Source organism: Streptomyces spongiicola, assembly GCF_003122365.1.
Taxonomy (GTDB): domain Bacteria; phylum Actinomycetota; class Actinomycetes; order Streptomycetales; family Streptomycetaceae; genus Streptomyces; species Streptomyces spongiicola.
The window spans coordinates 3,231,706-3,257,954 of the sequence record NZ_CP029254.1 but is presented as its reverse complement, the minus strand read 5'-3'; the positions used below and the strand labels follow the sequence as shown (position 1 = coordinate 3,257,954).

Here is a 26,249-nt window from a genome sequence, read left to right as displayed (position 1 = left end):
GGAACCGCACGGAGCGCGGGCCGGAGCCGGCCGGGACGAAGGCGGAGGCATCACCGGTCGCGCGCCGGTCGCGTGCCGGTCGTGCCGGTCGTGCCGGATGGCCCGGCCGGCCGGCCGAACACCTGGGCCCGGGCCGCCGGGGGACTGCGCAGAGGCCGCCGGGGCCGCCGGGCTGACCTCGCGGAGAGGGCCGCGCCCCCGCCCACTAAGCTGGGGTGCGGCCCGATCTGCCTTCGCGCTCACCCGAGGAGCACCCGTGATTGTTTTCTTCGAACTGCTGCTGGTCCTGGTGTGTGTGGGCGTCCTCGCCTTCACCGGCCTGGCCGTGAAGAAGCTGTACCAGGGCCAGCGCTAGTCCCCATCCCACTGACCGACAGAGCCAGCCATGATCGAGATCCCCTCAGACCTCAACCCCGACCTCGTGCCGCTCGCGTTTCTCCTCGGCACCTGGGAGGGCGCGGGCGTGTCCGACTTCCCCGGCTCGGAGAAGTGCAACTTCGGCCAGTCCGTCACCTTCAGCCACGACGGCCGGGACTTCATCGAATACGTCTCGCACAGCTGGGTGCTGGACTCCGAGGGCAGGAAGGTCCGCCCGCTGGAGAGCGAGTCCGGATACTGGAGGATCGACAAGGACCGCAAGGTCGAGGTCGTGATGGTCCGCGACCAGGGCGTCGTGGAGATCTGGTACGGCGATCTCGCGGACGGGAAGCCGCAGATCGACCTGGCCACGGACGCGGTCGCGCACACCGTCTCCGCTCCGCCGTACTCCGCCGGCAAGCGGCTCTACGGCTATGTCAAGGGCGACCTGATGTGGGTCGGTGAGAAGTCCACCCCCGAGGTGCCGCTGCGGCCCTATATGTCGGCCCATCTGAAGAAGACCGTCACGCCCGAGCAGGTCGAGGCATGGGCCAAGGACCTCGGTGACCTCCCGGACGACGGCATCGCCTTCTTCAAGTGACCTCTCCGCGCGTCCCCGGTACGCGCGTCCCCGGTACGCGCGGCCTCCCCGTACCGCCCGCGCCCCCGTACCGCCCGCGGCCGGCCGGCGCGGCAACCGGGGGCGCGGAGCGACCGCCGTCCCGCCCCGGCCCCGGCGCCCGCTGCCTACACTGGACGCGTGGTGAGCACCGACTGGAAGAGTGATCTGCGGCAGCGCGGCTACCGTCTGACCCCGCAGCGTCAGCTCGTCCTCGAAGCCGTCGACACACTGGAGCACGCGACGCCCGACGACATCCTCGTCGAGGTGCGCAGGACCGCGTCCGGGGTGAACATCTCGACGGTCTACCGGACCCTGGAGCTGCTGGAGGAGCTGGGCCTGGTCTCGCACGCCCATCTCGGGCACGGCGCCCCCACCTACCACCTCGCAGACCGGCACCACCACCTCCATCTGGTCTGCCGTGACTGCGGGGAAGTGATCGAGGCGGACGTCGACGTGGCCGCCGGATTCACCGCGGAACTGCGCGAGCAGTTCGGCTTTGTCACCGACATGAAGCACTTCGCGATCTTCGGCCGGTGCCGGAAGTGCGAGGGAAGTGCCGCAGACGGCCGGTCGTAGGCTTGGGCTCATGAAGAGCCCTCTGCTGTCCCTGCCCGGCGCCGTCCCGGCCGAGGGGCGCGACGAAGGTGTCGCCGCGCACTACGGCGATCTGTTCCGCGAGCAGCGTGCCCTCGCCGACGGCACCGGTATCGTCGACCTCTCGCACCGGGGCGTGATCACCGTCTCCGGGAAGGACCGGCTGGCCTGGCTGCATCTGCTGCTCACCCAGCACGTCAGCGAGCTGCCCCCCGGGGAGGCCACCGAAGCCCTGATCCTCTCCGCGCACGGCCACATCGAGCACGCGCTGTACCTCGTGGACGACGGCGAGACGGTGTGGGCCCACGTCGAACCGGGGACCCGGGAGGCACTCCTCGCGTACCTGGAGTCGATGAGGTTCTTCTACCAGGTGGACATCGCGGACCGTACGGACGAGTTCGCCGTGGTGTTCCTGCCCGCCGGTTCGATCGCGGAGGTGCCCGAGGGCGTGGTCGTACGGGAGACCCCGCAGGGCCGCGACCTGTTCCTGCCCCGGGCCGCACTGGAGTCGTACGCCGCGGCCAACGGCCCGGCGGTCGGTGTCCTGGCGCACGAGGCCCTGCGGGTGGAGGCGCACCGCCCGCGGCTGGGCTTCGAGACCGACCACCGCACCATTCCGCACGAGCTCGGGCTGATCGGCGCCGCCGTTCACCTTCAGAAGGGCTGCTACCGGGGGCAGGAGACCGTGGCGCGCGTCCACAACCTGGGGAAGCCGCCGCGCCGGCTGGTGTTCCTGCACCTCGACGGCAGCGAGGTGCATCTGCCGGGGCACGGTACGCCGGTCCGGCTGGCGGCGGACGGCGCGGACGGAAGGCAGCTCGGCTTCGTCACGACGTCGGCACGCCATCACGAGCTGGGGCCGATCGCCCTGGCCCTGGTGAAGCGGAACGTGCCGGTGGACGCGGAACTCGTGGCGGGGAGCACGGCGGCGGCACAGGAGGTCGTGGTCGAGCCGTAGGACGTGTTGCGGAAGTAGCTCCGTCCGCCGGAAGGCCGGCAGGCCGGCAGGTCAGCAGGTCAGCAGGTCAGCAGGCCGGCGGGTCAGGGGGACTCCCGCAACCCGCCCCGGGCACTCCTCGTGACGGCGGTGCCGGCCCCGCGCCCTCCGCGGACGGAGGCCGGCACCGCCTACACCTCCAGCAGCACCGTGAACGGGCCGTCGTTGGTGAGCGACACCCTCATCCGCGCCCCGAACCGGCCCGTCTCCACCCGCGCTCCCAGCGCCCGCAGCCGCGCCACCACCTCGTCGACGAGCGGCTCGGCGGTATCGCCGGGTGCCGCGGCGTTCCAGGTGGGCCGGCGACCCTTGCGGGCGTCCCCGTAGAGGGTGAACTGCGAGATCACCAGCAGCGGAGCGTTCACGTCCGAGCAGGACTTCTCGCCTTCCAGGATCCGCACCGACCACAGCTTGCGGGCCAGTTGCGCCGCCTGCTCGGACGTGTCCCCGTGGGTCACCCCCACCAGGACGCACAGCCCCTCGCCGACGATCTCTCCCACGGTCTCACCGGCCACCACGACGCTCGCGCCGTCGACCCTCTGCACCACTGCACGCATACAGGCCAACCTATCGGGGGCTGAACGGGTGCAGACCGCCTGCATGGGCACCGTTCGTAGTGGCACGATGCACGGAGTCGGTGCATCCCTTCGGCCCTCCGGGCCCGGGGGAGACCTCAGGCACCGGACGAGGGGACTGATTCACGCATGATCACACCTGGCACCGGGCAGTCGCCCGGTCCCGTACAGACGACCCGCGGTGCCTGCTCGGGGGCCGCCACCGTCCGCCCGCCCGCGCAGCGCACCGGCGAAAGCCTTTCCGACTCCGCCGGTGGGCGCGATCTCGCCGTACTGCGGCTGCCGGAACTCCGGGCCCTGCGCAAGGAGTCCCAGCGGGACGAGGCCGACCTGAGCTATGTGCGGCGGCTGCTGCAGGGCCGTGTCGACATCCTGCGCGCGGAGCTGACCCGGCGATCGGCACCGCCCTCGCCGCTGCTCCCCACCGCGGGCTCCGGACCGGAGCGGCCGGGACCGGACGCCGCCGTGGTCGACCGGCTCTCGCGGATCCTCGCCGACCCGCCGTCGCGGCGCGGCAGTTCGGCCCGGCACGTCACGCTGTCCGAGCCGCGCGGCGAGGAGTACCGGCTGCTGGCGGCGGAGATGCTCTCCGAGGTGGAGCTGTCCGACCTGGACGCGCGCACGGACGACGAACTGCGCGCCGCGATGGGGCGGCTCGCGGGCTACGAGCAGGAGGTCTCGGGGCAGCGGCAGCAGTTGCAGCGCACCGCGGACGAGTGCAGCGCGGAGATCGCCCGTCGGTACCGCGAAGGCGAAGCACAGGTGGACGACCTGCTCACCTGAGGTGCCGCGGGGCCCGCGCACCGCGACCGCGGGCTGTCGGCTCGCCGTGGCACGGCCTGCGCGGCTCGCGAACGGAGCCCTTGGGCCCGGGAGGTCGAACGACAAGGCCGACCCCGCCCGGCCACGCCCGACCACGTCGCCGACCCCACCCCGACCCCGCCCGGCTCAGGGCAGGTCCCACATCCGGTCCCACACCCGGCTCACGGCCGGGCGTGGGAACACCGGGCCTGCTCGCCGGCCGGCCAGGCCGGCCCGGCCGCCCGCTTATCCGCTTGCCCGCTTGCCTGCGTGCCCGCTCGCCCGCCGGAGGGCGCCGTAATCGCTGTGACGGGTGAGGCCGGGCGGCATAGCGTGGGTGCCATGAGCCCTGATGTGCGTCCTGTCACCGAGTCCGAGGTCACCGACTGGCTGCGTGCATGCAGGATCGGGTTCCTGCAGTCCCCGGAGGTCAGCGAGGAACTGGCCGCCGACCGGCTCGCGCACTTCGACATGCCCCGGGTGCGGGGGGCCTTCGACGCGGGCCGCTGCGTGGCGACCTACCGGTCCTACACCCAGCAGCTCACGGTCCCCGGCGGTGCCGCGGTACCGGCGAACGCCGTCTCGAACGTCACCGTCTCCCCGACGCACCGCCGTCGGGGCCTGCTCACCAGCATGATCGCGTCCGACCTCGCGGCCGCGAAGGAGCGGGGTGAGATCGTCTCGACGCTGATCGCGGCCGAGTTCCCCATCTACGGGCGGTACGGATTCGGCCCCGCGACCTGGTTCACGGAGTGGAGCATCGACGTGGCGCGCACCGGGCTCGACCCGCGCCGGCCGGGTCCCGGGGACGGTGCCCGGATCGACCTGGCCGACGGCGAGGAGGTGCGCAAGCTCGGTCCGGAGTTGTACGACCGCTTCCGCGCCGACCGGGCCGGGGCCGCCGACCGCGACGCGCGCTGGTGGCAGCTGAACACCGGAGTGGTCCCGGCGGGGCCCGAGCCCTGGAGGGAGCCGTTCTACGCGCTGTACCGCTCGGCGACCGGTGACGTGGAGGGGCTGGCCGTGTACCGGGCCGCGGCGTCCGGCTGGTCCGACGCGGGGCAGCCCGACACGGCCCTGGAGGTCGAGAAGCTGATCACGGTCTCGCCCGCCGCCGAGCGGGCACTGTGGCACTTCGTGTGCTCGGTGGACTGGGTCACCACGGTCAGGTCGGGGCGCCGTGCCCCCGACGATCTGCTCCCGCTGCTGTTCCCCGACCCGCGTGCCGCCCGCACCGTCACCTGTGCCGACTTCCTGTGGGTGCGGGTGCTGGACGTGGTGCGGGCGCTGGAGGCACGCACCTACGGCATCCCGGGCAGGCTGGTGCTGGAGGTGCATGACCCACTGGGGCAGGCAGGGGGCCGGTTCCGGCTGGAGGTGGCGTCCGACGGCAAGGCCGAGTGCTCGCCGACCGGGGTGGCGGCAGACCTCTCCCTCGACCTCGGGGCGTTGGGCTCGGTGTACCTGGGAGACGAGTCGATGCTCCGGCTGATGGCGCTGGGGCGGGTGTCGGAGCACCGGGCGGGTGCGGCGGCCCTGGCCGACGCGGTGTTCAGGGCGCCGCGTCGGGCATGGTGCCCGGACATGTTCTGAGCACCTGGCCGGTGCGGTCGGTGCGGTCGGTGCGGTGGGCGGGGTGGGCGGGGTGGGTGACGAGCAGCCCATGGCCCTCCCGTCCACGTCGCTCACGTCCGACCACCACTCGCACCGTTTGAGGGCCCGCCCCGTCCCGCCGCTGCCCGTATGTCCCGTCGCCGGTCACGCGCCGGGGCCGACCCGGGCCAGGGCCGACATGCGCCGGGAGGAGGCCCGAGCCGGGCAGGTCCGGGGGCAGGCCCGTATGACCGGGCCTGCCTGCGAGGGGCCTCCTGCCCGCGCCGTCCCGCTCCCCCGTCGGCCCCGGCCCCCGGCCCCCGGCCCGGCCCCGGCTCCGGGTGCTACGCGTCGCGAGGCTGGTTGAACCGCAGCATGTTCCCCGCCGGGTCGCGGAAGGCGCAGTCGCGGACGCCGTACGGCTGGTCCAAGGGCTCCTGCAGCACCTCGGCCCCCGCGGCACGGATCCGCTCGAACGTGGCGTCCACGTCGCCGGTCCGGAAGATGACACCGCGCAGCATGCCCTTGGCGAGCAGTTCGGCCACCGCCCGGCGGTCGGCTTCCGTGGCGTTCGGATCCGCGAGCGGCGGCTCGAGGACGATCTCCACGTCCGGCTGCGAGGGCGAGCCCACCGTCACCCAGCGCATGCCCTCGAACCCGACGTCGTTGCGCACCTCGAGACCGAGTACGTCGCGGTAGAAGGCGAGCGCCTTGTCGTGGTCGTCGACGGCGATGAAGCACTGCGAAAGATTGATGTCCATGTCCGCCACGCTACGGACGGGTGGGGCCGCCCGCTTCTCCGTTCCTGACCGGTCTGGTGCGGATCTTCGCGATGCAGGCGGGGATGGCGGATCCGTGATCGTGGCCGCGGGCGCGGTAGGCGCTGGGGCTCTCGCCGACCAGTTCGGTGAACCGCGAGCTGAACGAGCCCAGTGAGGTGCAGCCGACCTCCATGCAGACCTCCGTGACCGACAGGTCGCCACGCCGCAGCAGCGCCTTGGCCCGCTCGATCCGTCGGGTCATGAGGTAGCTGTAGGGCGTCTCGCCGTATGCGGCCCGGAAGCTGCGTGAGAAGTGCCCCGCCGACATGAGGGCGATGCGCGCCAGCGCGGGTACGTCCAGGGGTTGCGCGTAGTCGCGGTCCATCGCGTCACGGGCCCGGCGCAGCCTGACGAGGTCGGAGAGGGGTGTTCGGGACACGGGGACACGGTACCGGCCACCGGGAAGCGGGAAAGGGGAGCCGGAAGCGACCGTACGGCAGCCCGCAGCCCGCAGCCCGCAGCCCGCAGCCCGCAGGCCGAAGCCCGCAGGCCCCGGCCGCACCGAGGACTGCCAGATCGGCGTATTCGCCGCCTACGCGAGCACGGCCGGCCGCACCCTGGTGGACCGGGAGTTCTACCCGCCCAAGTCCTGGACCAACGAACGTGACCGCTGCCAGGCCGCCGAGGTCCCCGACGAGCGGGAGTTTGCCAGCAGAAACGCGATCGCCGCGGCGATCGTCCGCAGGAGTGCGGCGCCTCCTGGCAGCTCACGCACCCCGGCATCCCCGCGCCCGCACCCGCGCGCTGAGTTGGTCGGGCCGGCGCCTGCGCCGCCAAGCCAGGGCCCGCCGCTGCCACTACCCTCGTCGTGGGCCCTCCTTCGAGGGGCCGGCGGGGCAGAACCCCTCCGTGAACGGCACTCTGCCCGCTACTGTGCCCCTCGGTCGGCCCCGTGTGGATGTACGGGCACGAGACCGGCCACGGCGTGGAAGCCTCCGCCGTCGTATCGTGCGCCTCGGCCCGTCCGGCCGTCCCCGCGCTGCCGAACGGACCGACTCCGTCCTACCGTGCGTTCAGCACGGACGCGACGACGCTGCCCGCCGGCCCGCTGCCGTAGCCGCCGGACTGGACGACCGAGCCGGCGGCCAGGTCGTCCGCGTAGCCGGTGAACCAGCTGTTGGAGTCGCTCTGCCCGTCGACCTCGGCCGACCCGGTCTTGGCTCCCTTGTCGCCGCTGACCGCGGACATCGCCTTGGCGGCGGTGCCGTCGGTCGCGGCAGCGCCCATCAGGCTGCGCAGGATGGCGGCCATGTTCCCGGGCAGCGGCCGGGCGGTGGTCAGCTCGCCCTTGATCATCTCCCTGGGCACGATCACCGGCTGGCGGAACGCGCCGTTCTTCACGGTCGCCGAGAGGGAGGCGACGCTGAGGGCGTTCATGGTGACCTTGCCCTGGCCGATGTAGGAGGCGGCCGTCTCGGGGCCCGTCGAGACCGGGATGCGGGCGTCGGTGGAGACGATCCCGATGGACCACACTCCGCCCAGGCCGAAGTACTTGCGGGCCGTCTGGCTCAGGGCGATGTCCTCCACGCCCTTGGCGTTCAGCGGGCCCAGCGCCTTCATGAAGAAGGTGTTGCAGGAACGGCGGAAGCTGTCCCGGAAGGTGCCGTTCGCGATGGAGAAGTTCTTGTTGTTGTGGAAGGTCCGGCCCGACCAGGTCACCTCCTTCGGACACTCGACCGGGGAGGTCGGTCCGCCGACCAGGCCGTGCTCCAGCATCATCGCCGCGGTCACGATCTTCATCGTGGAGCCGGGGGCCTGCGCCCCCTCCATCGCCACGTTGAACCCGCCGGCCGGGCTGTTGGCGACCGCGCTGATCTCGCCGGTGCTGGGCCGGACGGCGACCACCGAGGCCCGGTCGTACTTCTTCACCGCCTGCTCGGCGGCGGCCTGTACGTCGGCGTCCAGCGTCGTCTGGAGCTTCTTCGTCCTTCCCTTGGCGAGGGTGAGCAGCGTCCGGTTCGGCGCGTCGGCGTCGGCCGGCTCGATCCAGGTCTCGACGCCGGACTCGCCCGTGGTCCCGTCCGCGTACCGGGTACGCAGGGTGTCCAGCACGGGGGCCAGCGACGGGTACTCCTCGGCGGTCAGCTCCCGGCCCTCGCGGTCCACCGCCTGGATCGTCTCCGCCTCACCGGTCCGCAGGGTCGCGCCCTCGACCAGCTTCGGGTGCAGCACCGTCGGCCGCCAGTCCACCAGCGCCCGCCCACTGCTCCTGCCCCGTACCACGGTCAGCTCCGAGGCGTACGCCAGTTCCTTCTCGTGCCCCCTGAAGCTGATGGTCGCCTTCACCGTGTACGGCACCGTGGCGCCGTTCGCCGTGCCCGGTGTGACCACGGCGTTCTCCACATGCCCGGTCTCCCGGAAGCCGCGCAGCGCCTCCCGGGCCGCCGCCGGGTCGTCGGTCAGCGTCCCCGCCGCGTCCGCGTCCCCGCGGGCCCACGCCGCCAGGAAGTCCCGCGACGTCCGCTCGACCTCCTCGGCAGTAACCTCCCCAACATCCCCGGACCCGGACCCGGACGAGTTCAGCGGCACGGCGTCCGTGCCACCGGGGCCCGCACCCTCCGAGTCCCCGCCCGGCATCCCGTAGCCCGCGAACCCCGCCCCGCCCGCCACCAGGACGAACACGCCGCCGACGAAGGCGGTCTTCACTCCGCTGCGCATGGTGCAGCCCCTCCCCAAGAGCCCCCGTACGGACGACCCGGCATACGAACATGTTCAAGACATTGATACGTGTGAACTCTACGGGGCCGAATGTCACCCCTGAGTCGGCAGAACCGATCGTTGCCCGACCGGAACGCATACCGAATCGCGCCTACGCGGACTCAGGCTCCGAAACGACCGTCCGCGCACGTAGTCCGTCATCCCGCGGCGGAGTTCGACGCGGCCGAAGGGAGGGGTGCCCGACGGTGGTGAAGAGGTGGTCCGGACGGGATCGGTCAGCCGGACCCCGCCCGCGAGGCGGGCAAGGTCAGGAGTGCGCGCTCCGGAACGCGAGATACCGGCTGAGGGTTTCGTGGCTGTCGGGGGTGAAGTGCCGCTCCGGCAGGGCCGAGCTGAGTTCCGGCTCGGTCAGCCGGCCGTGCCAGGCGACCTCATCGGGATCGGGAGCCACGGCATTCGGCACCACGGCTTCGTGCACGCCGAGCCGGTGGGGGCTCAAGCCGCTGCGGTTGGTGAACGTGAACAGCAGGCGCGGCAGCGCACGAATGCCCAGCTCTTCGGCCAGTTCCCGGGCGGCGGCCTGTTCATGGGACTCGCCGGCATTCGCAGCGCCACCGACCGCGACCTCATAGAGCCCCGGGAAGCGCGACAACTGCTCCGACCGCCGGTGGACGAGGATCCGGCCATTCTCATCACGACACACCGTCACGGCGACCCGGTGCAGCCAGCCCTCCCGGACGGCCTGCCGGCGGCTGACCACCCCCAGCACGCGATCTCGACCGTCGACACGCTCCACCGGTTCATCCACGAACCACACCCTGGCAGAGCCCACCGACAGCGCGGTTCGTCGGCGGCTCGCGGAGGCCGGCCCGGAGCGCCTGCGCCAGGAGGCCGCACGAGGCGACGACGCTCGTCGCGCAGTGCGACACCTGTCGCGCTCACTCCCACTCCGCCGTGCCTGTGCACGATGGTTGTCACTTGAGCAGGACAACTGTCACCGCTCGGCTTGGCGGACTCCCGTGCAGGCAAGGACTGCCCGTGTCGTCGGCGAGGAAGAGCATGCACGCCCACGTCCGGTCCGGTGCGAAGATGCAGCCGATCTCGACCCGACCGGTTTCGGGCCGGGTGAGGATGTCGACGGTGGACGGCAGGGCGAGAGTCCCGGTACCTCGCTTTCTCGCCCCTCGGAGGCGGGCCGCGTGGATGCCTGCGGAGCTCCTGGCTGGGAACGCTGCCGTCCCGTACGACGAAGCCGCCTCCGGCGGGAAGCGCCGCCCTGGCGGGTTCGCGGGCCGTGGTCCGGCCGCCCGGCATCCCGACGGGTTCCCCCGGTTCGCCCGTCCTCCTCTCGTGCGGTGTCCCGCTGTCCGCTCAGTCGCCGAAGTGGAGTTTCGGGCCGGGTCCAGAGCGTGAGGTCGCTGCTGGTGGCGACCGTCAGGGTCCGGCCGGAGGGGGAGAACCCGGCCGCGCGGAGTTCTGAGTACTCGGAGTGGAAGACGTGCCACCACGTCCCTCCCGCCGGGCCTTTGTGGGACCCGCCGTCGGCGGAGAGGATGACTCGGTCGTGGGGCCACTCGGGGCTGACGATGTCCAGGGTCCAGCCGTCCGGCGTGGTGCTGTGCAGTCCGCCGCCGAAGAGTCCGGCTATGCGTACCGGGACGCCCGCGATTGGGCCGAGCCCGGGGCAGGTGAGGTCCGGGTCGGCGTCGGGGGTGCTCGTTTCCGGGTCAGGGTTCCGGTCGCGGGCAATCTTCTCGCCGGTTACCGCATCGAAGAGCCCATGGCCGTCGCTGGACACGACCATGACGAGGTCGTGGCCGCTGTCGGGACACACGGCGAATCCGATACCGAGAAGGCCTCCGATGGGCGTCCTGTGGTCCGTCACGGGCTGCCACGGCTCGGGAGCCGGCATGACGATGGCGGCAAGATAGCGCTCGCGCAGCTTCTGCTCATACTCCGTGATCAAGTCGTCTCCTCGGTACGATCCGCGTCGAGGGTCTCTCGCGCAGCGGCCCACGTCGACTCGAACTCTTGGCGGGTGATCTCGGCGGCACCGTCCGTTTCTCGCCAGCCGCGCACGGCGCCTTCGGCGAGGACGCCGTACCGTCGCTCGTAGGCGGCCATGGCCGCGAGGTCGCCGCGGTCACGGATCTCGATGACCTCCGCCAGCGAGGCTGCGGTCACGGGCTGGCGCGGCAGCCCTTGCAGGTCGATGTGCCGTAGCGCCCATTCCTCGTCGTCGAGTTCGAAGTACGACCGGTTTTCGCTCTCGTCGTCGTAGGTGCGGATCCAAGTCGCCATGCCCGCATGATCTCTCAGCGGGAAGACGACGCATCCGGCAGGACGCACAGGCCAGCCGCTTCCCGGCTTGTACACAACTGGACCACGCCATGTGACGAGATTCAGGATGGCTCCGAGAGGCACGGCGACAGCCTTGCGCGGTCGACTTCCCTTGCCCGCCCGACTTCCCTTGCCCGCCCGAGTGGATCGGGCCACGGGCGATGATCTGGTGCACCGGCGCCGTCTGGTTTGTAGTGGTTCATGACGACGATCCGCAGGGGGAACGAGATCCATGCTCGGCGCCGGAGACAGATGGAACGAGAGGGCTTGGTCGAGATCGCAGACCTGGCGGATGAGTGGCAACATGCGCTCGCGAGCCTGCTCTTCGTCGTCGGCGTCGAGGAGACGTTCAGCGATCCCGAGCACCGCCGACCACGTCCGGCACGGCACCACGAACCTGTTCGCCGTACCGTGGTTGACTGCGCTGCCCGTCGGGCCACACCTTCGACGTCGCCCGTCAGGGCTACGTCAGCCTCCTGACGGGCGCCCACGCCACCAGCGGTGACGACGCAGCCATGGTTCAGGCCCGAAACCAGTTCTTGTCCACCGGCGGGTACGCCCCTGTTCGCCGGCCCCTGACCCGTGTGACAGTCGACGTCCTGCCTGGTCAAGGCGCGGTCGTGGACATCGGATGCGGCATCGGCCACTACCTGGCCGGCGTGCTCGATCAACTGCCCGGCGCCCGCGGCCCGGGGCTGGACGCGTCAGTACGCGCCCTGCGCTCGGCGGCCCGAGCCCATCCGCGAGCCGCTGCTGCGAGCTGGGACGTCTTCCGCCCGTTCCCCTTGGTCGACCAGACGGTCGACGTGATGCTGGACGTGTTCGCCCCGCGCAACCCGGCCGAGTTCCACCGAGCACTCCGTCCGACTGGCCGGTTGATCGTGGTGCGCCCCGTCGAGCGGCATCTGGCCGAGCTACGGGGCCAGGTCCCCGCGATGGTCACGATCGACCCGGACAAGGAACAGCGCCTGCAGCGGGCATCGGGCCCCTACTTCCAGGCCGCCGGTACTCAGCAGGCCGAATACACCACACCCCTGACCAGGCAAGAAGCCATCGACCTGGTGGGGATGACACCGAGCGCACGCCACCTGACCCATGCGGACCTGAGCGATCACGGTCCCCTGCCTGGCCAGGTCACCGTCTCCGTCCTGGCCACCTCCTACCAGCCTCGGTGACCACGAGCGGCGGACACGCCTACCGACCGACGAACCGTTCAGCGCTTGGCGCCCCACCCTTTCTGGCAACTCTGGGAGGGTGGGCCGTCCGAATGAAGGTATGCGGTCCGCCCGGGGCGAAGCCGCGACCTCGTCCGTCGGCGTTCAGCGAACCACGACAGGAGGTCTGGGGGCGGAACGCGCCGGTGACGGACGTGCACCCCGCGGATACATATACTGAATATTGTCCTTGAATAGAGGAGTCCGGTATGAGCGTGACGACGATCGACCTTGATGACGATGTGCTGGAGAAGGCCATGCGTGTCGCCGGTGGTGGCACCAAGAAAGATGTGGTCAATGCCGCCCTTCGCGAGTACGCCGAACGCCATGAGCGGGCCGCTCTCGTAGCCAAGCACTTCCACGCCGCCCAGCAGTGGGACTACGAGGGCTGGCTGCAGCGCCGCGTCGAGGACAAGCACGGTGGCGCGTGATCCACTACCTGCTCGACTCCTCGGGTCTGTGGCGCCTCCTGCGCGAGGAGCAGCTGCGGGACGCGTGGCTGGAGACCACCACCCTCCGGGCCATCGGGTCGTGCGCTCCCCAGCGGGCCGAGTTCCGGCGCTCAGCGCGTAACTCCGTGGAGTACGAGGCCATGGGGGAAATGTTCATGGATCTGTACCCCGACGTACCTCTCCCGAAGAGGTTGTGGGACTGGATTGAAACAGCCCAGTACGCGCTCGCGGAGAAGGGGGCGCTCGGTGCGGCCGGGCCACTCGACCTGATGATCTGCGCGACCGCCGTGCATCATGGACTGGTTGTACTGCACGACGACGCTGATTTCGTCACCGTGGCCCGCTTCCTGCCCGATGTCAGCGAGCGGAATGTGCGCAACGCCCCAGGCCTCTAGCACCCTTGGCCGTCGTGGACACACGAGTACACCGGAGCCCCGCCTTCATCACGCACCCGGCCGAGCCGACAGCGGGGTACGTCGTGGAAGACGTGGGCGACGCTACTGACAGGCCGGGCACGGAGTTCGTCTTCGTCGCGCGGCGCCTGTAGGACAACCTGCGAGATACCTCGCTGCGCAGGTCGGCCGGGACCCGATCACGTCACCGAGCAGATCCCGCGGGAGTCCGCACGAACACTGGGAACGGACACCCGTCGTGCTCAGGCTCACTCCGCCGCCCGGGTGATGGAGCGCACTTTTGCAAGCAGCTGCTTGCAATTGTTAGCGTCGATGGCGCACCATCGGCACCATGGCATCCCTCAACGTCGGCAGCCTCGGTGACTACCTCCGCGAGCAGCGGCGCAGCGCGCAGCTGTCGCTGCGGCAGCTCGCCGACGCGGCCGGGGTGTCCAATCCGTATCTGAGCCAGATCGAGCGCGGGCTGCGCAAGCCGAGCGCGGAGGTGTTGCAGCAGGTCGCCAAGGCGCTGCGGATCTCCGCCGAGACGCTGTACGTGCGGGCCGGGATCCTCGACGAGCGGGAGCGGGACGAGCTGGAGACCCGGGCCGTCATCCTGGCCGACCCCTCGATCAACGAGAAGCAGAAGCAGGTGCTGCTGCAGATCTACGAATCGTTCCGCAAGGAGAACGGCTTCGACGCCGATACGGATAGGGACACCGCTGAGGACGGCCCCCGCACGGCCGCAGGAAGTGGTGCCGACCAACCCTCATCACCCGAAGTCTGAAACGACGAATCTGCGATCCGGGAGGACCACAGTCATGGCCATCACCGATGACCTGCGCAAGACCCTCACCGACCCCACCCCCTTCTACTTCGCGGCCGGCACGGCCGACCTCGCGGTGCAGCAGGCGAAGAAGGTGCCCACGCTGATCGAGCAGCTGCGTACCGAGGCGCCGGCCCGTATCGAGGCGGTGCGCGAGACCGACCCGAAGGCCGTGCAGGCGAAGATGGCGGCCCAGGCCCGGGAGGCCCAGGCCACCATGCAGGCCAAGGTGACCGAGGTGCTCGGGAGCCTGGACACCGACCTGAAGAAGCTCGGCGAGAACGCGCAGGACCTGGCGCTGCGCGGCGTGGGCGTGGCCGCGGAGTACGCGGTGCGGGCCCGGGAGACCTACGAGAAGGTCGCCGAGCACGGTGAGCAGACTGTGAAGGCGTGGCGAGGCGAGGCCGCGGAGGAGATCGCCGAGATCGCCGTGGCCGTCGAGCCCAAGGCGCAGTCGAAGAGCGCGCCGAAGAACGCGCCGAAGCCCGCACCCAGGCCCGAGCCGAAGACCGCGCCGAAGCCCTCGCCCAGGGCGGAGGCGCCGAAGGCCGCGAACGGCGCGGTGAAGCCACAGGCCGCTTCGAAGCCGGCGGCCAGGGCCGAGGACAGGAAGCCGGCGCCGCCGGCCGCCCGCAAGCCCGCGCCCCGCAAGCCCGTGGCGAAGAAGTCCACCGGCCCGCAGGCAGGCAGGTAGCGGTAACGCTCCGTGAGCGGCCGAGCCGCTACGACCGGGGCGCATCCCCCACGGGCCGGGCACCTTTCGGGTTCCCGGCCCGTTGTGCGGGTACGTTGGCCTTGTCCCGGCCGTACCTGGTCGGGGCGCGCTTCAACCCACTAGGCGGTGCACAGCATGTTGCTCGAGGGATTCGGCACGATTCTCTGGCTGCTCAACCTGGCCATGCTCGTCCTCGCGGTGGTCGCGCTGGGTTTCGCCGCCTTCGCCCGTGAGGACGCCTACCGTGCGGCGGGCAAGCAGTCGAAGATGCTCTGGCTGATCCTGCTCGGTGTCACGGTCGCCGTGAACCTGATCATTCCGATGCTGTTCCTGCAGATCGCCGGCCTGATCGCGACGATCGTCTTTCTGGTCGACGTCCGCCCCGCGCTCCAGCAGGTGTCCGGCGGCGGCCGGCGCGGCGGCTCCAGCAGTGACGGGCCGTACGGGCCCTACAACGGTGGACGGTAGGGGGTAGGGCCGGCCACGCGGCGCGCGCGGCCGGGCGGGCTCCTGTGCACGGCGCGCACCCGCAATCGCCGAGGACCGGCCGCAGCCGGTCCTCAGCCGCGGTCGTGCACCCGGTCGCGGTCCAGCAGCAGCACCGCCACGTCGTCGGTGAGATCGCCGCCGTTCATCTCCCTTACCTCCGCCACCGCGGCCTCCAGCAGCGCCTCGCCGCTGAGTCCGGCCGCCAGCTGGCGGTTGACCATGTCGACCATGCCTTCCTGGCCCAGCCGGTCGCCGCCCGGTGCGATCCGGCCCTCGATCAGGCCGTCCGTGTACATCACCAGGCTCCACGCGGCCCCCAGCTCCACCTGCCGGCGCGGCCAGCGGGCGCGTGGCAGCAGGCCCAGTGCCGGGCCGCCGCTCTCGTACGGGAGCAGCTGCGCGGGCCGTCCCCGGCGGACGACGAGCGGGGACGGGTGGCCGGCCAGGCACAGGCCCGCGTGCCGGCCGTCCGGGGCGATGTCGACCGTGCAGAGGGTCGCGAAGATCTCGTCGCTCTCGCGCTCGTGCTCCAGTACCTGCTGGAGCGTGGAGAGCAGCTCGTCCCCGCACATCCCGGCGAAGGTCAGCGCCCGCCAGGCGATGCGCAGTTCCACGCCGAGGGCGGCCTCGTCGGGGCCGTGACCGCAGACGTCGCCGATCATCGCGTGGACGGTGCCGTCCGGGGTGCGGACCGTGTCGTAGAAGTCCCCGCCGAGCAGGGCGCGCGAGCGTCCCGGGCGGTAGCGGGCCGCGAACCGCAGGTCGCTGCCCTGGAGCAGGGGCGTGGGCAGGAGCCCCCGCTCGAGCCGGGCGTTCTCCTGCGCCCGCAGCCGGGATTCGGCCAGCTTCACCTGCGCGCCGTCGGCGCGCTTGCGTTCCACCGCGTAGCGGATGGCCCGGCTGAGGACCCTTCCGTCCAGCTCGTCGCGGTGCAGGAAGTCCTGTGCCCCGACCCTCACGGCCTCGGCGGCGCGCTCGGAGTCGGCGTCCGCGGCGAGCGCCAGCACGGCGTGCTTCGGCGCGATGCGCAGCACGTGCCGCAGCACGGCCAGATCGTCGCCCTCCGCGCGCTCGCGGGCGGAGCCGGGCAGCGCGAGATCCACGAGGATGCAGTGGATGTCGTCGGTGAGGAGCCGCTCGGCCTCGGTGAGGTTGCGGGCCGTGCGGATGCGGACCCGTGTGCCGGCGGCGCCGAGCAGTTCGGGGACGGTGAAGGTGCCTGCCGGGTCGTCCTCGATGACGAGGAGCGTGAGATCTCCTCCGGCGGACTCCGGGACGGGTGGGAAGGAGTCCGGCACGGGGCCCGCGGTGGACTCCGGCGTCGGCTCGGCGGCGGAGTCCGGCACGGTGCCCGCGGCGGGCTCCGGCGTCGGTTCGGCGGGGACGGGACGTGCGGGGACCGGCGCTGTGGCGGCGGGGCCTGCGGCGACTGGTGAGCCGGTCCGCTGGCGCGGCACGGGTACGGGCATCGGTGAGCTTCCTTCCCTCCCCCCGAGGGCGCGGCGGGTCGACGAACGACGTCCCACCCGACGGGGACCATAGCGGTAGCGGGGGGTGCGGGGGAATGGCGTTCCGGGGAGAGCGAATGGCATATGCCGCGCATCAGGGCGTAGTTGTCCCCCGGGTGATGACGAACGTCACCCGGTGCAGGTGAGCCGGGTCACGCGACTCCCTCGTGACCCGGCTCACTCCGTACGGTTTGCTGTGGTTTCGCTCACTTGTCCGGTCGGACGATCCCGAGGATCGCCATCGAGCCCGCACCCGCCAGCGTCACACTCCGCCCGGGGCGGGGCGCGTGGACGATCGCGCCGTCGCCCACGTACATCCCCACGTGGCTGGCGTCCGCGTGGTAGATGACCAGGTCGCCCGGCCGCATGTCCTTGACGTCGACACGGGGCAGCCGCCGCCACTGCTCCTGCGAGGTGCGCGGAATCCCGCGCCCGGCGGCCGCCCAGGCCTGCGAGGTCAGTCCGGAGCAGTCGTAGGAGCCCGGCCCCTCCGCGCCCCACACATAGGGCTTGCCGATCTGCCCGGTCGCGAACGCCACGGCTGCCCTGCCCTGCTCGCTCGCACGGCCGTCGATCTCCTTGAGGACGCCGGAACCCAGCCACGCCGTCTGGGCCTCGTCCGCCGCTTCCCGCTCCAGCTTCCGCAGCCGCGCCAGCTCCTCCTTCTTGAGCTGGGCCTCTATCCTCCTGGCCGCGGCGATCCGCTCGTTGATCTCCTTCTTGTGCTTCTCCTTCTCGACCCGGTTCGCCTCCAGCAGCGCCCACTGGACGCCGGCCTCCCTGCTGTAGGCCGTCAGGTCGGCCTGATTCCTGTTCAGTTCGCCGAGGAGGTCCCTGGTCGCCTTGCCGCCCGCCTTGATGCGTCCGGCGGCGTCGAGGAAGAGGTGCGGGTCGTCGGTGAGGACCAGCTGCGCCTCCGGCGGCAGGCCGCCGCCCCGGTACTGGGCGCGGGCCGTGGCGCCGGCCCGGTCCTTGAGGTCGTCGATCCTGGCCCGCCCCGCGGCGATCTCCTTGGCCAGCCTCACGATCTGCGCCGACTGCCGTTCGGCCTGCTCCTCCGCCAGGTTGTACGCGTCCGTGGCCGAAGCGGCCCTGCGGTAGAGCCCGTCGAGTTCCCGGCGTACCTCTTCGAGGCTCTTGCGGGGAGGTTCGGGCGGTTCGGGCGGCTGGGGCGCGGCGAAGGCCTGGCCCGGTGCGGCCAGTAGTGTCACGGCGCCCACCACCGTGACGGCGGCGGCATGGCGGCGTCGGTTCACAAGTCCCCCTCCGGACATAGCCAGACGACTCTCGGCACTCTAAATATGATTTACCGTCAGTAACTTACGGCTTTCGGCGCGATGGTGCCACGACGCGAGCCGAAGTGACAGGGCAATTCCGCCCCGGCCGCTTCTGTCACCCGTCCGCGCTCCGGCCCGTCACCCTTCACACCCACCCGTTCCTGCGGACGGACCAGCCGTCGATCCCTGATCCCTGATCCCTGATCCCTGATCCCTGATCCCTGATCCCCGATCCCCGATCCCCGATCCCCGCCGTTCCGACGCACGGGCACCGGACCGCGTTCCCGCCCCGGGTGCCGGGTGCCGGGTGCCGGGTGCCGCCCGGCGTCTGTCAGCAGCGGCTTCCGACGGACGAACCCGGGGCCAGCGCCGACCACTCGACGGTCACCTCGCCCTGCCGCCAACGCCGCCGTCCGTCCGTGCGGGCGTCCGTCAGCGGCCAGTCCGCGGCCAGCAGCCGCACCGCCCTGATCCAGCGCTGCCGCGCACCGAGTGAGGCGTAGGGTGCCGCGGCCGCCCACGCCCGGTCGAAGTCCCGAAGGAACGCGTGGACCGGTTCCCCCGGCACATTGCGGTGGATGAGTGCCTTGGGCAGGCGTTCGGCGAGGTCGGAGGGGCGGTCCAGCGAGCCGAGGCGGGTGGCGAACGTGACGGTCCTCGGGCCGTCCGGGCCGAGCGCCACCCACACGTGCCGGCGGCCGATCTCGTCGCAGGTCCCCTCTACCAGGAGACCGCCGGGAGCGAGACGCCCGCACAGCCGCCGCCAGACTTCGGCGACCCGCTCCTCGTCGTACTGGCGGAGTACGTTGGCGGCCCTGATCACCAGCGGGCGGACGGGATCGGGCAGCGGCACCTCGAAGCCGCCGTGAACGAAGCTCAGCCCCTCCCGCGCGTACGCACGAGCGGCCTCCACCCGGGCAGGCTCGATCTCGACGCCCACGACCCGGGTGCGCGGTTCGGCTGCGCGCAGCCGCTCCAGCAGTTCCACGGCGGTCCAGGGAGCGGCGCCGTATCCGAGGTCGACCGCGACGGGCGAGGCTCCCGAACGGCGGAGCGCCGGGCCGCACACGGCGGCGATCCAGCGGTCCATGCGGCGCAGCCGGTTCGGGTTGGTGGTGCCGCGCGTCACCGTGCCCACGGGGCGGGGCGGGGGTGTGACGGGGCGCGGAGGCATGGACACGAGGGTAGACCGGACGAGAACGGCGCCGTGCCCCCGTGCCCCCGTGCCCCCGTGCTCCTGTGCCCCCAGTACTGCTGTGCCTTCTGTGCCTCTGTGCCCCTTGTCCCCTGCGCCCCGTGCCCCGTGTTCTCCCTCGTCCCCTCGTCTCCCTCGTCCCCTCGTCTCCCTCGTCCCCGTATCCCTGTGTCTCCGCCGGCGCGCACTTGGCAACGATTGGGCAAAGGGGAGCGAGGAGCGGAAATGAAAGAGGCGGTTCCACTGTTGAGCGGCTTCGGAGGGCCGTGATCGCCCTTCTTCGCCATGCCCGTGTACAAGAGCCGAGAGGACTGTCCCCGTGAGCCAGTACGTGTCCCGGCTCGCCGGCACCCTGGCGGCGCCGCCCCGGCTGCGGCTCCCCGGCCACCACCGCAGACCGCGCCGGGTGGCCATGCTCAGTGTCCACACCTCGCCCCTGCACCAGCCGGGCACCGGCGACGCGGGCGGGATGAACGTCTACATCGTGGAGCTTGCCAGGCGGCTCGCGGCCATCGGCGTGGAGGTCGAGATCTTCACCCGCGCCACGACGGGCGGACTGCCGTCCGCGGTCGAGCTGGCGCCTGGCGTGCTGGTCCGGCACGTGGACGCCGGCCCGTACGAGGGACTGGCCAAGGAGGACCTGCCGGCGCAGCTGTGCGCCTTCACCCACGGGGTGATGCAGGCCTGGGCGGGTCACCGGCCCGGCCACTACGACCTCGTCCACTCCCACTACTGGCTGTCCGGCCACGTCGGCTGGCTGGCCGCCGAGCGCTGGGGCGTCCCCCTGGTCCATGCCATGCACACCATGGCCAAGGTCAAGAACGCCGCGCTCGCGGACGGGGACACCCCCGAGCCCGCGGCCCGGGTGATCGGCGAGACCCAGATCGTCGAGGCCGCCGACCGGCTGATCGCCAACACCGCCGAGGAGGCCGGCGAACTGGTCCGCCACTACGGGGCCCGTCCCGCGAAGGTCGCCGTCGTCCACCCCGGTGTGAACCTCGACCGCTTCCGGGTCGCCGACGGCCGTTCGGCCGCACGTGCGCGCCTGGGCCTGCCGAGGGACGCCGTGATCCCGCTGTTCGCCGGTCGCATCCAGCCGCTGAAGGCCCCCGACGTACTGCTGAGGGCCGTTGCGCTGCTGCTGGAGGAGGACCCCTCGCTGCGCTCCGGGATCGTGGTCCCGATAGTGGGCGGCCCGAGCGGCAGCGGACTGTCCAAGCCGGAGGGCCTCCAGAAACTGGCTGCCGGTCTGGGCATCGCCGATGTCGTCCAGTTCCGGCCGCCGGTCGCGCAGGACCGGCTCGCGGACTGGTTCCGAGCGGCGTCGGTGCTGGTCATGCCCTCGCACAGTGAGTCGTTCGGGCTGGTCGCCATAGAGGCGCAGGCGGCCGGCACACCCGTCGTCGCAGCCTCGGTCGGCGGGCTGCCGGTGGCCGTGCGGGACGGGACGACCGGTTTCCTGGTGCCCGGCCACGACCCCGCGGACTACGCCCGCGCACTGCGCCGCTTCGTCGACGACCCCCACCTGACGGCCCGGATGGGCGGGGCGGCCGCCGCGCACGCACGCGGCTTCGGCTGGGACACGGCGGCCTCGGCCACCGCCGACGTCTACACGGCCGCCATGCACGAGTACCGCCGTCGCGTACGCTCCCACCATGGCTGACCCGCGGCAGATCATCGAGACGTATCTCAAGAGCGCGGAGCTGGAGTGGGAGTGCCCGGAACCGGGCGCCTACGTCGTCACCCTCCCCGGCACGCGCAAGCTCGCCACGACCTGCTCCCTGCGCGTCGGCCGGCACACGCTGTCCGTCAACGCCTTCGTCATCCGTCACCCCGACGAGAACGAGGCCCGGGTCCACCGTTGGCTGCTGGAGCGCAACCTCAAGCTGTACGGGGTGAGCTACGCGGTCGACCGGCTCGGCGACGTCTACCTCGTCGGCAGGCTGCCGCTGTCGGCGGTCGGCCCCGAGGAACTCGACCGCCTGCTCGGGACGGTGCTGGAGGCCGCGGACGGCGCGTTCAACTCCCTGCTGGAACTCGGGTTCGCCGCCGCCATCCGCAAGGAGTATGCCTGGCGGGTCGCGCGCGGCGAATCCACCCGCAATCTCGAGGCGTTCACGCATCTGACCCAGCGGGCCTCGGACTGACCGGCGTCCCCGGTCCGATCCGGTTCGATCCGGCGTCCCCGGTCCGATCCGGCAGACCCGGTCCGATCCGGCAGACCCGGTTCGACCCGGTTCGATCCGGCGTCCCCGCCGGGCCGGCCGGCAGCAGGCCGATCCGAGGCTCTCGGCCCTGCGCCCTGCCCTGCCCTGTCTTGCCCTGCGCTGCGCTGCCGGTCCTGGGTCCTGACCTGGTGACGCGCTCCGGCCATGACACCGGCACCCGGCGACGACACGACACCGCCGAGCCGCGCAGGACTGCGACGAGTCCGGCGTACGACGCGGAGCAGCCGCGCTCCAGCGTGCGGTACGACACCGTGAGGGTGGTGGCCAAAGCGCCGAGCCGGTCGACCGGGGTGCCGGTCCACGACCATCAGAGGGCCTGGTGGCAGACCGGCAACGCTCTCCTTGGCGGCCCGTTTGAGCGTGGCTGTGGACATACGGGCATCCCCCAGAGGTTGTGTAAGTGCTCCTGCATCGCTGGGCGAATTACAGGTAGGGCTCTCCGGGAGGCCGTGGAACTGTCGGCGAACTGTCGGCGGACGTCCGTCGTCGGCCGTGCGGGGCGTCGATTAGGCTCGGCCGCATGGCCGACGCGACGTACAAGCTGATCCTCCTCCGCCACGGCGAGAGCGAGTGGAACGCCAAGAACCTGTTCACCGGCTGGGTGGACGTCAATCTCACGGAGAAGGGCGAGAAGGAGGCCGTCCGCGGCGGCGAGCTGCTCGAGGACGCCGGTCTGCTGCCCGACGTGGTGCACACCTCCCTCCAGAAGCGAGCCATCCGCACCGCCCAGCTCGCGCTGGAGGCCGCGGACCGCCACTGGATCCCGGTGCACCGCTCCTGGCGGCTGAACGAGCGCCACTACGGCGCCCTTCAGGGCAAGGACAAGGCCCAGACACTCGCGGAGTTCGGCGAGGAGCAGTTCATGCTGTGGCGGCGCTCCTACGACGTGCCCCCGCCGCCCATCGACGACGACAGCGAGTTCTCCCAGGCGCACGACGCCCGCTACGCGGCGATCCCGCCGGAGCTGCGCCCGCGTACCGAGTGCCTCAAGGACGTCGTCGTCCGTATGCTGCCGTACTGGTACGACGCCATCGTCCCCGACCTGCTGACCGGTCGCACCGTCCTCGTCGCCGCCCACGGGAACAGCCTGCGTGCCCTGGTCAAGCACCTGGACGGCGTCTCCGACGCCGACATCGCGGGCCTGAACATCCCGACGGGCATCCCGCTCGCCTACGACCTGGACGCCGACTTCAAGCCGCTCAACCCGGGTGGCACCTACCTCGACCCGGAGGCCGCCGCGGCGGCGATCGAGGCGGTCAGGAACCAGGGCAAGAAGAAGTAAGCCCGCACGAATAGGCCCCCTACCTGCGGTTTGTCTGCTGGTAGGGGGCTTGTCGCCGCCGCTGGGCCGTCCCTGGGCCGTCAGGTGCGGTACGAGCCCGACCGGGCCGTGTCGAAGACGGCGGCGACCGCCTTGCGGGTGCGCTCCTGGCTCGACGGCATGAGATGCGCGTATACGCGGAGCGTCAGACCGGGGTCTGAGTGCCCCAGGTACTCGGCGAGAGCCTTGATGTTCTCTCCCGCGTCCAGGAGCACCGAGGCGTAGAAGTGGCGGAGGGCGTGCATGCCGTTCTCGCGGGACTCGGCGTAGGACTCGCCGGGCTTCCGCTCGGGGATCACGCCAGCCGAGGCGAGTGCCCGCTTCCATGCCTCCTCGTTGAGTGACGTACGCCAGACGTGCCCGCCACGAGGACCGGTGAAGATCAGCCGCTTGGTCACCGGAGGCCCGTCCGCCACCTTCCACGGCAAGGTGATCTCGACCGACGGGAACCGCTTCACGTGGGCCCGGAGAGCATCAGCAACCGGACCGGGCAGCGGCACGTCCCGGAGCTTGCCACCCTTCGGAGGGGCGAACACGGGCTTGCTACGGCTCAGCTTGAGTTGCTGGACCACGTGGAGGGTGCCCGACTCGAAGTCGATCGCGTCGACGGCGACGCCCAGAATCTCGCCCTGACGGAGCCCGCAGCCGCCGCCCAGGTCGACCATGGCTTGGAAGCGCTCGGGCATGGCGGCTCGGACGGCGAAGACCCGCTCGGGCGTCCAGGGCACAACGCGCCTGCTGTCGACGCTCGGGGGGCGGACGGACCGAGCGGCACAGGGGTTGCGGGGAAGGTGACCATCATCCACGGCCGCGCTGAGCGCCGCCCGCACGTTGGAGTAGATGGTCCGGGCGTACGACCCGCGGACGCCGTTCTCCTGTAACTGCCGCACCCAATCCCGGATGTGCGCCGGCTGGAAGGAGCCGAGTGGACGCGAGCCGAGGTAGGGGAAGGCGTGCAGCCGTAGTTGCGACTCCATCGAGGCTTGGGTGTTCGGGTCGGCGCCCTGTGTGGTGACCCAGCGTTCGGCGTACTGCTGGAAGGTGATCCGGGCGGCGCGCGGGTCGATGTACTGCCCGCGGGCCATGTCCGCCTCGATGTGCGCCAGCCACTGATCAGCGAGCCGCTTCTGACGGTCGGGGAAGCTCCTGGACTTCTCCGTGCCGTCCGGACCGACGTAGCGAGCGCGGTAGCGGAGACCTGACCCGTAGCGCTCGGTCTTGACCTTGCGTGCCTTTCCGTCCGGGCCGGTCTCGGTCCGGTACCAGCGGTCCTGGATGTGCCCGGCCATCAGGCGGCGGTCCCTTCCCGCAGGGACTCGACCCAGGCTTGGACATCCGCAGGGTCGTAGCGCAGGTGCCGGCCGACCCGGAAGCCGCGGGGACCGGTGCGCTTGCGGCGCCACTGGTAGACCGTCTCGACGCTTGGCAGGTCGAACATCTCCACAAGGTCGTCAGGAGTCAGGTACCGGGACGGCAAAGAACTCGACTCGGGGGCCACGTCCACGACGGCGCTGCGTCGGCTAGCCATGGGCAGGCCCTCCATCCACCCCTGTAGTGGGCTCGCGTGTAGCGGCAAGCCAGGCTTCTGCGGCGGTCAGTCCGGTGCCGGCGAAGCGCCAGTGCGAGAGGACGAGCACGGTGTCCGGGTCGGGCAGCGGGTGGCCGGTCTCGGACGCGCGTTCGCGGGCGAGTGCTTCGTTGTGGTCCGCGCGTTCCTGGCGGAGGGCGCCGAGGGTGACGGAGTAGGCGCGGGACTTGGTGGAGAAGTGGCCGCGGAAGCCGAGCATGTGGGCCCACTTGCGCAGGCGCAGGTCCTCGAGTTCGGGCAGGGCGCCGAGGTGCCAGCAGGTGAGGATCATGCGGCGGGCGTGGTCGGTGACGCCGGAGCCGATCAGGTCGGTGATCGGGTTGCGGATGGGGCGGTCAAGGGTGCCCGCGGTTTCGGCGCCCTTGGTGGCGTACTTGGCGATGTAGGCGGCCACGGCGCGGCTGGACAGTTCCGAGGTGCCCGCGAAGTCGGCGGAGCGGATGGGACGGATGTCGAGCTGTTCGCCGAAGCGGAAGGCGTGCGCGCGGCCGTCGAGGACCGGGCCGGCCGCCTCGGCCGTCCGGGCCGCGGAGCGGATCGCGTCGGTGAGCAGTTCGGTCGTCGCCCAGTCCGGCGGGGCGTCCTCCGGGCCGTCCGGGCCGTCGAGGCGGATGACGGCGTGGAAGTGGACGGCGCCGCGCCGCTGGTACTCGGCGACCTTGGCGTACGAGACCGTGAGGCAGTGGCGCAGCGCCGAGCGGCTGAGGCCCGCGCGGGAGGCGAGGCGCTGGCGCAGGTAGGTGGTGAAGCGGCCCCACAGGGCTCCGGCGTGTGCGTTCCACAGGACGGCAGCGCGGTAGTCGTAGCGGTCCGGGTCCAGGGGCGTGCCGAGGGCGGGGTCGTCGTCGGGGTGGAGGCGTCCGCAGCGGCACCGGCCGCCGCCGGGGCGGTTGTGGACGGGGCCGAAGGACGGGGCGGTGAAGGTGGCGAAGACGCGCGGGTGCCCGGTGACGGACGGGTCGATGCCCTTGCCGCCGCTCAGTCCGGCGGTGACCAGGTGGAAGGTGTCCTTGCGGTAGATCTCGGCGCAGGAGGCGCACCGGGTGGCGCGGCGGTTGTTGCAGCGGATGAGGAGTTGTCCGGCCGGGAGGTCGCGGTCGGCGATCTCGCGGACGATCTCCCCGGTGGCGGCGTGGACGTCGAGCCGGTGGCCCTCCATCCGGACGGGCCGCTCGCAGCCGCCGAGGCGCTGGATCTGGTGGGCGTAGGCGCTGAGGTCGCCGTGCCGGGCGAGTGCTGCCAGCCGGCGAATGGCTGCGGTCGGCGCCGCAGGACTCATGTGCGGGTTCCTCCTTGCAAGGGGCGGGTGTGCGGTGCGACCGCCCGGACTGTCGAGAGGGCTAGACAGCTTGGGCAGGCGGGGTGGGCGGATCGTTGAGGTCAGCGGTGGGTGAGGACGGAGCGGATGACGACGGCACACACGGCCACGGAGGTGGCGGTGAGAGCGACGGCGAGGAGCATGGAGACCAGGACGGCGCCGACGACCAGGACCACGGCGGTGCCGCCGCCGACCAGGGCGAGCGCGGTGCCGGGCGTGAGCCGGACGGCCGGGCGGGTCGGGGTCTGGAGGACGAGGGCCGGCGGCGGAGCCGGGGCGCTCTGCGTGATGGTGGCTGGCGTGACGATGGCGGGCGGGACGGCCGGGCCGGTGGGCTGCGGCATGGTCGGGATCTTCGGTCGGAACAT

At 71.6% G+C, this 26,249-nt stretch carries 27 protein-coding genes and 4 pseudogenes; 16 read left to right on the top strand and 15 right to left on the bottom strand.

Translation table 11 applies throughout. The annotated features are described in order from the left end of the window. Positions 1–385: 385 nt before the first annotated feature. The 3 genes from DDQ41_RS14280 to ygfZ all read left to right on the top strand — a co-directional run bounded on the left by DDQ41_RS14280 (position 386) and on the right by ygfZ (position 2,531). Complete coding sequence (locus DDQ41_RS14280; protein ID WP_109294845.1) at positions 386–958, top strand: FABP family protein; 573 nt, start codon at positions 386–388, stop codon at positions 956–958. Between the two features lie 159 nt (positions 959–1,117). Beyond that, a complete protein-coding gene (locus DDQ41_RS14275; RefSeq protein WP_172607866.1) occupies positions 1,118–1,555 on the top strand; it encodes a Fur family transcriptional regulator in 438 nt (145 codons plus the stop codon). Between the two features lie 10 nt (positions 1,556–1,565). Further along, entirely contained in the window at positions 1,566–2,531 is a 966-nt protein-coding gene (gene ygfZ / locus DDQ41_RS14270; protein WP_109294843.1) for a CAF17-like 4Fe-4S cluster assembly/insertion protein YgfZ, read from the top strand. A gap of 170 nt (positions 2,532–2,701) precedes the next feature. On the opposite strand, the gene dtd is transcribed toward ygfZ, so the two are convergent. Further along, entirely contained in the window at positions 2,702–3,127 is a 426-nt protein-coding gene (dtd, locus tag DDQ41_RS14265) for a D-aminoacyl-tRNA deacylase (RefSeq protein ID WP_109294842.1), read from the bottom strand. A 147-nt stretch (positions 3,128–3,274) separates the two neighbouring features. Between dtd and DDQ41_RS14260 the strand changes: the two genes are divergently transcribed. Both DDQ41_RS14260 and DDQ41_RS14255 read left to right on the top strand, forming a co-directional pair. After that, positions 3,275–3,928 (top strand): RsiG family protein, encoded by a 654-nt coding sequence (locus DDQ41_RS14260; protein WP_109294841.1) that lies wholly within the window; start codon positions 3,275–3,277, stop codon positions 3,926–3,928. Positions 3,929–4,288: 360 nt separating this feature from the next. Continuing rightward, positions 4,289–5,539, top strand: coding sequence for a GNAT family N-acetyltransferase (locus tag DDQ41_RS14255; protein ID WP_109294840.1), 1,251 nt, complete (start codon positions 4,289–4,291; stop codon positions 5,537–5,539). A gap of 344 nt (positions 5,540–5,883) precedes the next feature. On the opposite strand, the gene DDQ41_RS14250 is transcribed toward DDQ41_RS14255, so the two are convergent. Continuing rightward, the gene (locus DDQ41_RS14250) at positions 5,884–6,300 is read right to left on the bottom strand and encodes a VOC family protein (protein WP_109297731.1); all 417 of its coding nucleotides are present in this window, start codon (positions 6,298–6,300) and stop codon (positions 5,884–5,886) included. Between the two features lie 10 nt (positions 6,301–6,310). After that, positions 6,311–6,685, bottom strand: a complete 375-nt coding sequence (locus DDQ41_RS14245; RefSeq protein ID WP_109297730.1) for a helix-turn-helix transcriptional regulator — start codon at positions 6,683–6,685, stop codon at positions 6,311–6,313. 169 nt (positions 6,686–6,854) lie between these two features. Here DDQ41_RS14245 and DDQ41_RS33225 point away from each other — a divergent pair. Beyond that, positions 6,855–7,061 (top strand): annotated as a pseudogene (locus DDQ41_RS33225) (transposase); the annotation flags it as partial. A 301-nt stretch (positions 7,062–7,362) separates the two neighbouring features. On the opposite strand, the gene DDQ41_RS14235 reads toward DDQ41_RS33225, so the two are convergent. The 4 genes and pseudogenes from DDQ41_RS14235 to DDQ41_RS14215 all read right to left on the bottom strand — a co-directional run bounded on the left by DDQ41_RS14235 (position 7,363) and on the right by DDQ41_RS14215 (position 11,319). Then, entirely contained in the window at positions 7,363–9,018 is a 1,656-nt protein-coding gene (locus DDQ41_RS14235) for a penicillin-binding transpeptidase domain-containing protein (protein WP_109294838.1), read from the bottom strand. 307 nt (positions 9,019–9,325) lie between these two features. Then, on the bottom strand, positions 9,326–9,826 hold the full coding sequence (locus DDQ41_RS14230) for an NUDIX hydrolase (protein WP_394342140.1): 501 nt from the start codon (positions 9,824–9,826) through the stop codon (positions 9,326–9,328). Positions 9,827–10,411: 585 nt separating this feature from the next. Further along, positions 10,412–10,984: pseudogene (locus tag DDQ41_RS32450) on the bottom strand (hypothetical protein); the annotation flags it as partial. Next, complete coding sequence (locus tag DDQ41_RS14215) at positions 10,981–11,319, bottom strand: hypothetical protein (RefSeq protein ID WP_109294837.1); 339 nt, start codon at positions 11,317–11,319, stop codon at positions 10,981–10,983. The pseudogene DDQ41_RS32450 and the gene DDQ41_RS14215, both read right to left, overlap by 4 nt. A gap of 458 nt (positions 11,320–11,777) precedes the next feature. Between DDQ41_RS14215 and DDQ41_RS14210 the strand changes: the two are divergent. The 7 genes and pseudogenes from DDQ41_RS14210 to DDQ41_RS14180 form a co-directional block, all read left to right on the top strand. Then, positions 11,778–12,533: pseudogene (locus tag DDQ41_RS14210) on the top strand (putative RNA methyltransferase); the annotation flags it as partial. Between the two features lie 248 nt (positions 12,534–12,781). Further along, positions 12,782–13,003 carry a type II toxin-antitoxin system VapB family antitoxin gene (locus tag DDQ41_RS14205; RefSeq protein WP_109294836.1) on the top strand — a complete coding sequence of 74 codons (222 nt, stop codon included), beginning with the start codon at positions 12,782–12,784 and terminating at the stop codon, positions 13,001–13,003. Continuing rightward, entirely contained in the window at positions 13,000–13,419 is a 420-nt protein-coding gene (locus DDQ41_RS14200; protein WP_109294835.1) for a PIN domain-containing protein, read from the top strand. Before DDQ41_RS14205 ends, DDQ41_RS14200 begins: the two co-directional genes overlap by 4 nt. Before the next feature lie 14 nt (positions 13,420–13,433). Next, entirely contained in the window at positions 13,434–13,571 is a 138-nt protein-coding gene (locus DDQ41_RS32445) for a hypothetical protein (RefSeq protein WP_245991518.1), read from the top strand. Positions 13,572–13,768: 197 nt separating this feature from the next. After that, positions 13,769–14,203 carry a helix-turn-helix domain-containing protein gene (locus DDQ41_RS14190; protein WP_017945939.1) on the top strand — a complete coding sequence of 145 codons (435 nt, stop codon included), beginning with the start codon at positions 13,769–13,771 and terminating at the stop codon, positions 14,201–14,203. A 34-nt stretch (positions 14,204–14,237) separates the two neighbouring features. Beyond that, positions 14,238–14,936, top strand: coding sequence for a hypothetical protein (locus tag DDQ41_RS14185; protein ID WP_109294834.1), 699 nt, complete (start codon positions 14,238–14,240; stop codon positions 14,934–14,936). 156 nt (positions 14,937–15,092) lie between these two features. Beyond that, on the top strand, positions 15,093–15,425 hold the full coding sequence (locus DDQ41_RS14180) for a DUF2516 family protein (protein ID WP_109294833.1): 333 nt from the start codon (positions 15,093–15,095) through the stop codon (positions 15,423–15,425). A 92-nt stretch (positions 15,426–15,517) separates the two neighbouring features. On the opposite strand, the gene DDQ41_RS14175 is transcribed toward DDQ41_RS14180, so the two are convergent. The 3 genes from DDQ41_RS14175 to DDQ41_RS14160 all read right to left on the bottom strand — a co-directional run bounded on the left by DDQ41_RS14175 (position 15,518) and on the right by DDQ41_RS14160 (position 19,405). Beyond that, entirely contained in the window at positions 15,518–16,915 is a 1,398-nt protein-coding gene (locus tag DDQ41_RS14175; RefSeq protein ID WP_109294832.1) for a response regulator, read from the bottom strand. A gap of 245 nt (positions 16,916–17,160) precedes the next feature. Further along, on the bottom strand, positions 17,161–18,210 hold the full coding sequence (locus DDQ41_RS14170; protein ID WP_109294831.1) for a C40 family peptidase: 1,050 nt from the start codon (positions 18,208–18,210) through the stop codon (positions 17,161–17,163). Between the two features lie 352 nt (positions 18,211–18,562). Then, positions 18,563–19,405 carry a class I SAM-dependent methyltransferase gene (locus tag DDQ41_RS14160; protein ID WP_109297728.1) on the bottom strand — a complete coding sequence of 281 codons (843 nt, stop codon included), beginning with the start codon at positions 19,403–19,405 and terminating at the stop codon, positions 18,563–18,565. A 340-nt stretch (positions 19,406–19,745) separates the two neighbouring features. Between DDQ41_RS14160 and mshA the strand changes: the two genes are divergently transcribed. Next, complete coding sequence (mshA, locus tag DDQ41_RS14155; protein ID WP_109294829.1) at positions 19,746–21,089, top strand: D-inositol-3-phosphate glycosyltransferase; 1,344 nt, start codon at positions 19,746–19,748, stop codon at positions 21,087–21,089. Beyond that, positions 21,082–21,573 (top strand): type III secretion system chaperone family protein, encoded by a 492-nt coding sequence (locus tag DDQ41_RS14150; protein WP_109294828.1) that lies wholly within the window; start codon positions 21,082–21,084, stop codon positions 21,571–21,573. The genes mshA and DDQ41_RS14150 overlap by 8 nt, the downstream gene beginning before the upstream one ends. 224 nt (positions 21,574–21,797) lie before the next feature. Here DDQ41_RS14150 and DDQ41_RS32440 read toward each other — a convergent pair. Continuing rightward, positions 21,798–22,028: pseudogene (locus DDQ41_RS32440) on the bottom strand (MFS transporter); the annotation flags it as partial. Positions 22,029–22,174: 146 nt separating this feature from the next. Between DDQ41_RS32440 and DDQ41_RS14140 the strand changes: the two are divergent. Continuing rightward, the gene (locus DDQ41_RS14140; RefSeq protein WP_109294827.1) at positions 22,175–22,936 is read left to right on the top strand and encodes a phosphoglyceromutase; all 762 of its coding nucleotides are present in this window, start codon (positions 22,175–22,177) and stop codon (positions 22,934–22,936) included. Between the two features lie 80 nt (positions 22,937–23,016). On the opposite strand, the gene DDQ41_RS14135 is transcribed toward DDQ41_RS14140, so the two are convergent. The 4 genes from DDQ41_RS14135 to DDQ41_RS14120 all read right to left on the bottom strand — a co-directional run bounded on the left by DDQ41_RS14135 (position 23,017) and on the right by DDQ41_RS14120 (position 26,249). After that, positions 23,017–24,264: a tyrosine-type recombinase/integrase gene (locus DDQ41_RS14135; RefSeq protein ID WP_109294826.1), complete on the bottom strand. Its 1,248-nt coding sequence runs from the start codon at positions 24,262–24,264 to the stop codon at positions 23,017–23,019. Next, entirely contained in the window at positions 24,264–24,503 is a 240-nt protein-coding gene (locus DDQ41_RS14130) for a helix-turn-helix transcriptional regulator (RefSeq protein WP_109294825.1), read from the bottom strand. Before DDQ41_RS14130 ends, DDQ41_RS14135 begins: the two co-directional genes overlap by 1 nt. Then, the gene (locus DDQ41_RS14125; protein WP_109294824.1) at positions 24,496–25,842 is read right to left on the bottom strand and encodes a replication initiator; all 1,347 of its coding nucleotides are present in this window, start codon (positions 25,840–25,842) and stop codon (positions 24,496–24,498) included. The genes DDQ41_RS14130 and DDQ41_RS14125 overlap by 8 nt, the downstream gene beginning before the upstream one ends. A gap of 101 nt (positions 25,843–25,943) precedes the next feature. Then, positions 25,944–26,249, bottom strand: a complete 306-nt coding sequence (locus DDQ41_RS14120) for a SpdD-like protein (protein ID WP_109294823.1) — start codon at positions 26,247–26,249, stop codon at positions 25,944–25,946.

What these genes read in the sequence shown, in the direction of transcription:
- DDQ41_RS14120 (WP_109294823.1), bottom strand. Translation starts at nt 26,249, where the DNA reads ATGTTCCGACCGAAGATCCCGACCATGCCGCAGCCCACCGGCCCGGCC.
- ygfZ (WP_109294843.1), top strand. Translation starts at nt 1,566, where the DNA reads ATGAAGAGCCCTCTGCTGTCCCTGCCCGGCGCCGTCCCGGCCGAGGGG.
- DDQ41_RS14260 (WP_109294841.1), top strand. Translation starts at nt 3,275, where the DNA reads ATGATCACACCTGGCACCGGGCAGTCGCCCGGTCCCGTACAGACGACC.
- DDQ41_RS14255 (WP_109294840.1), top strand. Translation starts at nt 4,289, where the DNA reads ATGAGCCCTGATGTGCGTCCTGTCACCGAGTCCGAGGTCACCGACTGG.
- DDQ41_RS14135 (WP_109294826.1), bottom strand. Translation starts at nt 24,264, where the DNA reads ATGGCCGGGCACATCCAGGACCGCTGGTACCGGACCGAGACCGGCCCG.
- dtd (WP_109294842.1), bottom strand. Translation starts at nt 3,127, where the DNA reads ATGCGTGCAGTGGTGCAGAGGGTCGACGGCGCGAGCGTCGTGGTGGCC.
- DDQ41_RS14190 (WP_017945939.1), top strand. Translation starts at nt 13,769, where the DNA reads ATGGCATCCCTCAACGTCGGCAGCCTCGGTGACTACCTCCGCGAGCAG.
- DDQ41_RS14235 (WP_109294838.1), bottom strand. Translation starts at nt 9,018, where the DNA reads ATGCGCAGCGGAGTGAAGACCGCCTTCGTCGGCGGCGTGTTCGTCCTG.
- DDQ41_RS14140 (WP_109294827.1), top strand. Translation starts at nt 22,175, where the DNA reads ATGGCCGACGCGACGTACAAGCTGATCCTCCTCCGCCACGGCGAGAGC.
- DDQ41_RS14280 (WP_109294845.1), top strand. Translation starts at nt 386, where the DNA reads ATGATCGAGATCCCCTCAGACCTCAACCCCGACCTCGTGCCGCTCGCG.
- DDQ41_RS14215 (WP_109294837.1), bottom strand. Translation starts at nt 11,319, where the DNA reads ATGGCGACTTGGATCCGCACCTACGACGACGAGAGCGAAAACCGGTCG.
- DDQ41_RS14130 (WP_109294825.1), bottom strand. Translation starts at nt 24,503, where the DNA reads ATGGCTAGCCGACGCAGCGCCGTCGTGGACGTGGCCCCCGAGTCGAGT.
- DDQ41_RS14160 (WP_109297728.1), bottom strand. Translation starts at nt 19,405, where the DNA reads ATGCCTCCGCGCCCCGTCACACCCCCGCCCCGCCCCGTGGGCACGGTG.
- DDQ41_RS14185 (WP_109294834.1), top strand. Translation starts at nt 14,238, where the DNA reads ATGGCCATCACCGATGACCTGCGCAAGACCCTCACCGACCCCACCCCC.
- DDQ41_RS14180 (WP_109294833.1), top strand. Translation starts at nt 15,093, where the DNA reads ATGTTGCTCGAGGGATTCGGCACGATTCTCTGGCTGCTCAACCTGGCC.
- DDQ41_RS14245 (WP_109297730.1), bottom strand. Translation starts at nt 6,685, where the DNA reads ATGGACCGCGACTACGCGCAACCCCTGGACGTACCCGCGCTGGCGCGC.
- DDQ41_RS14175 (WP_109294832.1), bottom strand. Translation starts at nt 16,915, where the DNA reads ATGCCCGTACCCGTGCCGCGCCAGCGGACCGGCTCACCAGTCGCCGCA.
- DDQ41_RS14150 (WP_109294828.1), top strand. Translation starts at nt 21,082, where the DNA reads ATGGCTGACCCGCGGCAGATCATCGAGACGTATCTCAAGAGCGCGGAG.
- DDQ41_RS14250 (WP_109297731.1), bottom strand. Translation starts at nt 6,300, where the DNA reads ATGGACATCAATCTTTCGCAGTGCTTCATCGCCGTCGACGACCACGAC.
- DDQ41_RS14125 (WP_109294824.1), bottom strand. Translation starts at nt 25,842, where the DNA reads ATGAGTCCTGCGGCGCCGACCGCAGCCATTCGCCGGCTGGCAGCACTC.
- DDQ41_RS14205 (WP_109294836.1), top strand. Translation starts at nt 12,782, where the DNA reads ATGAGCGTGACGACGATCGACCTTGATGACGATGTGCTGGAGAAGGCC.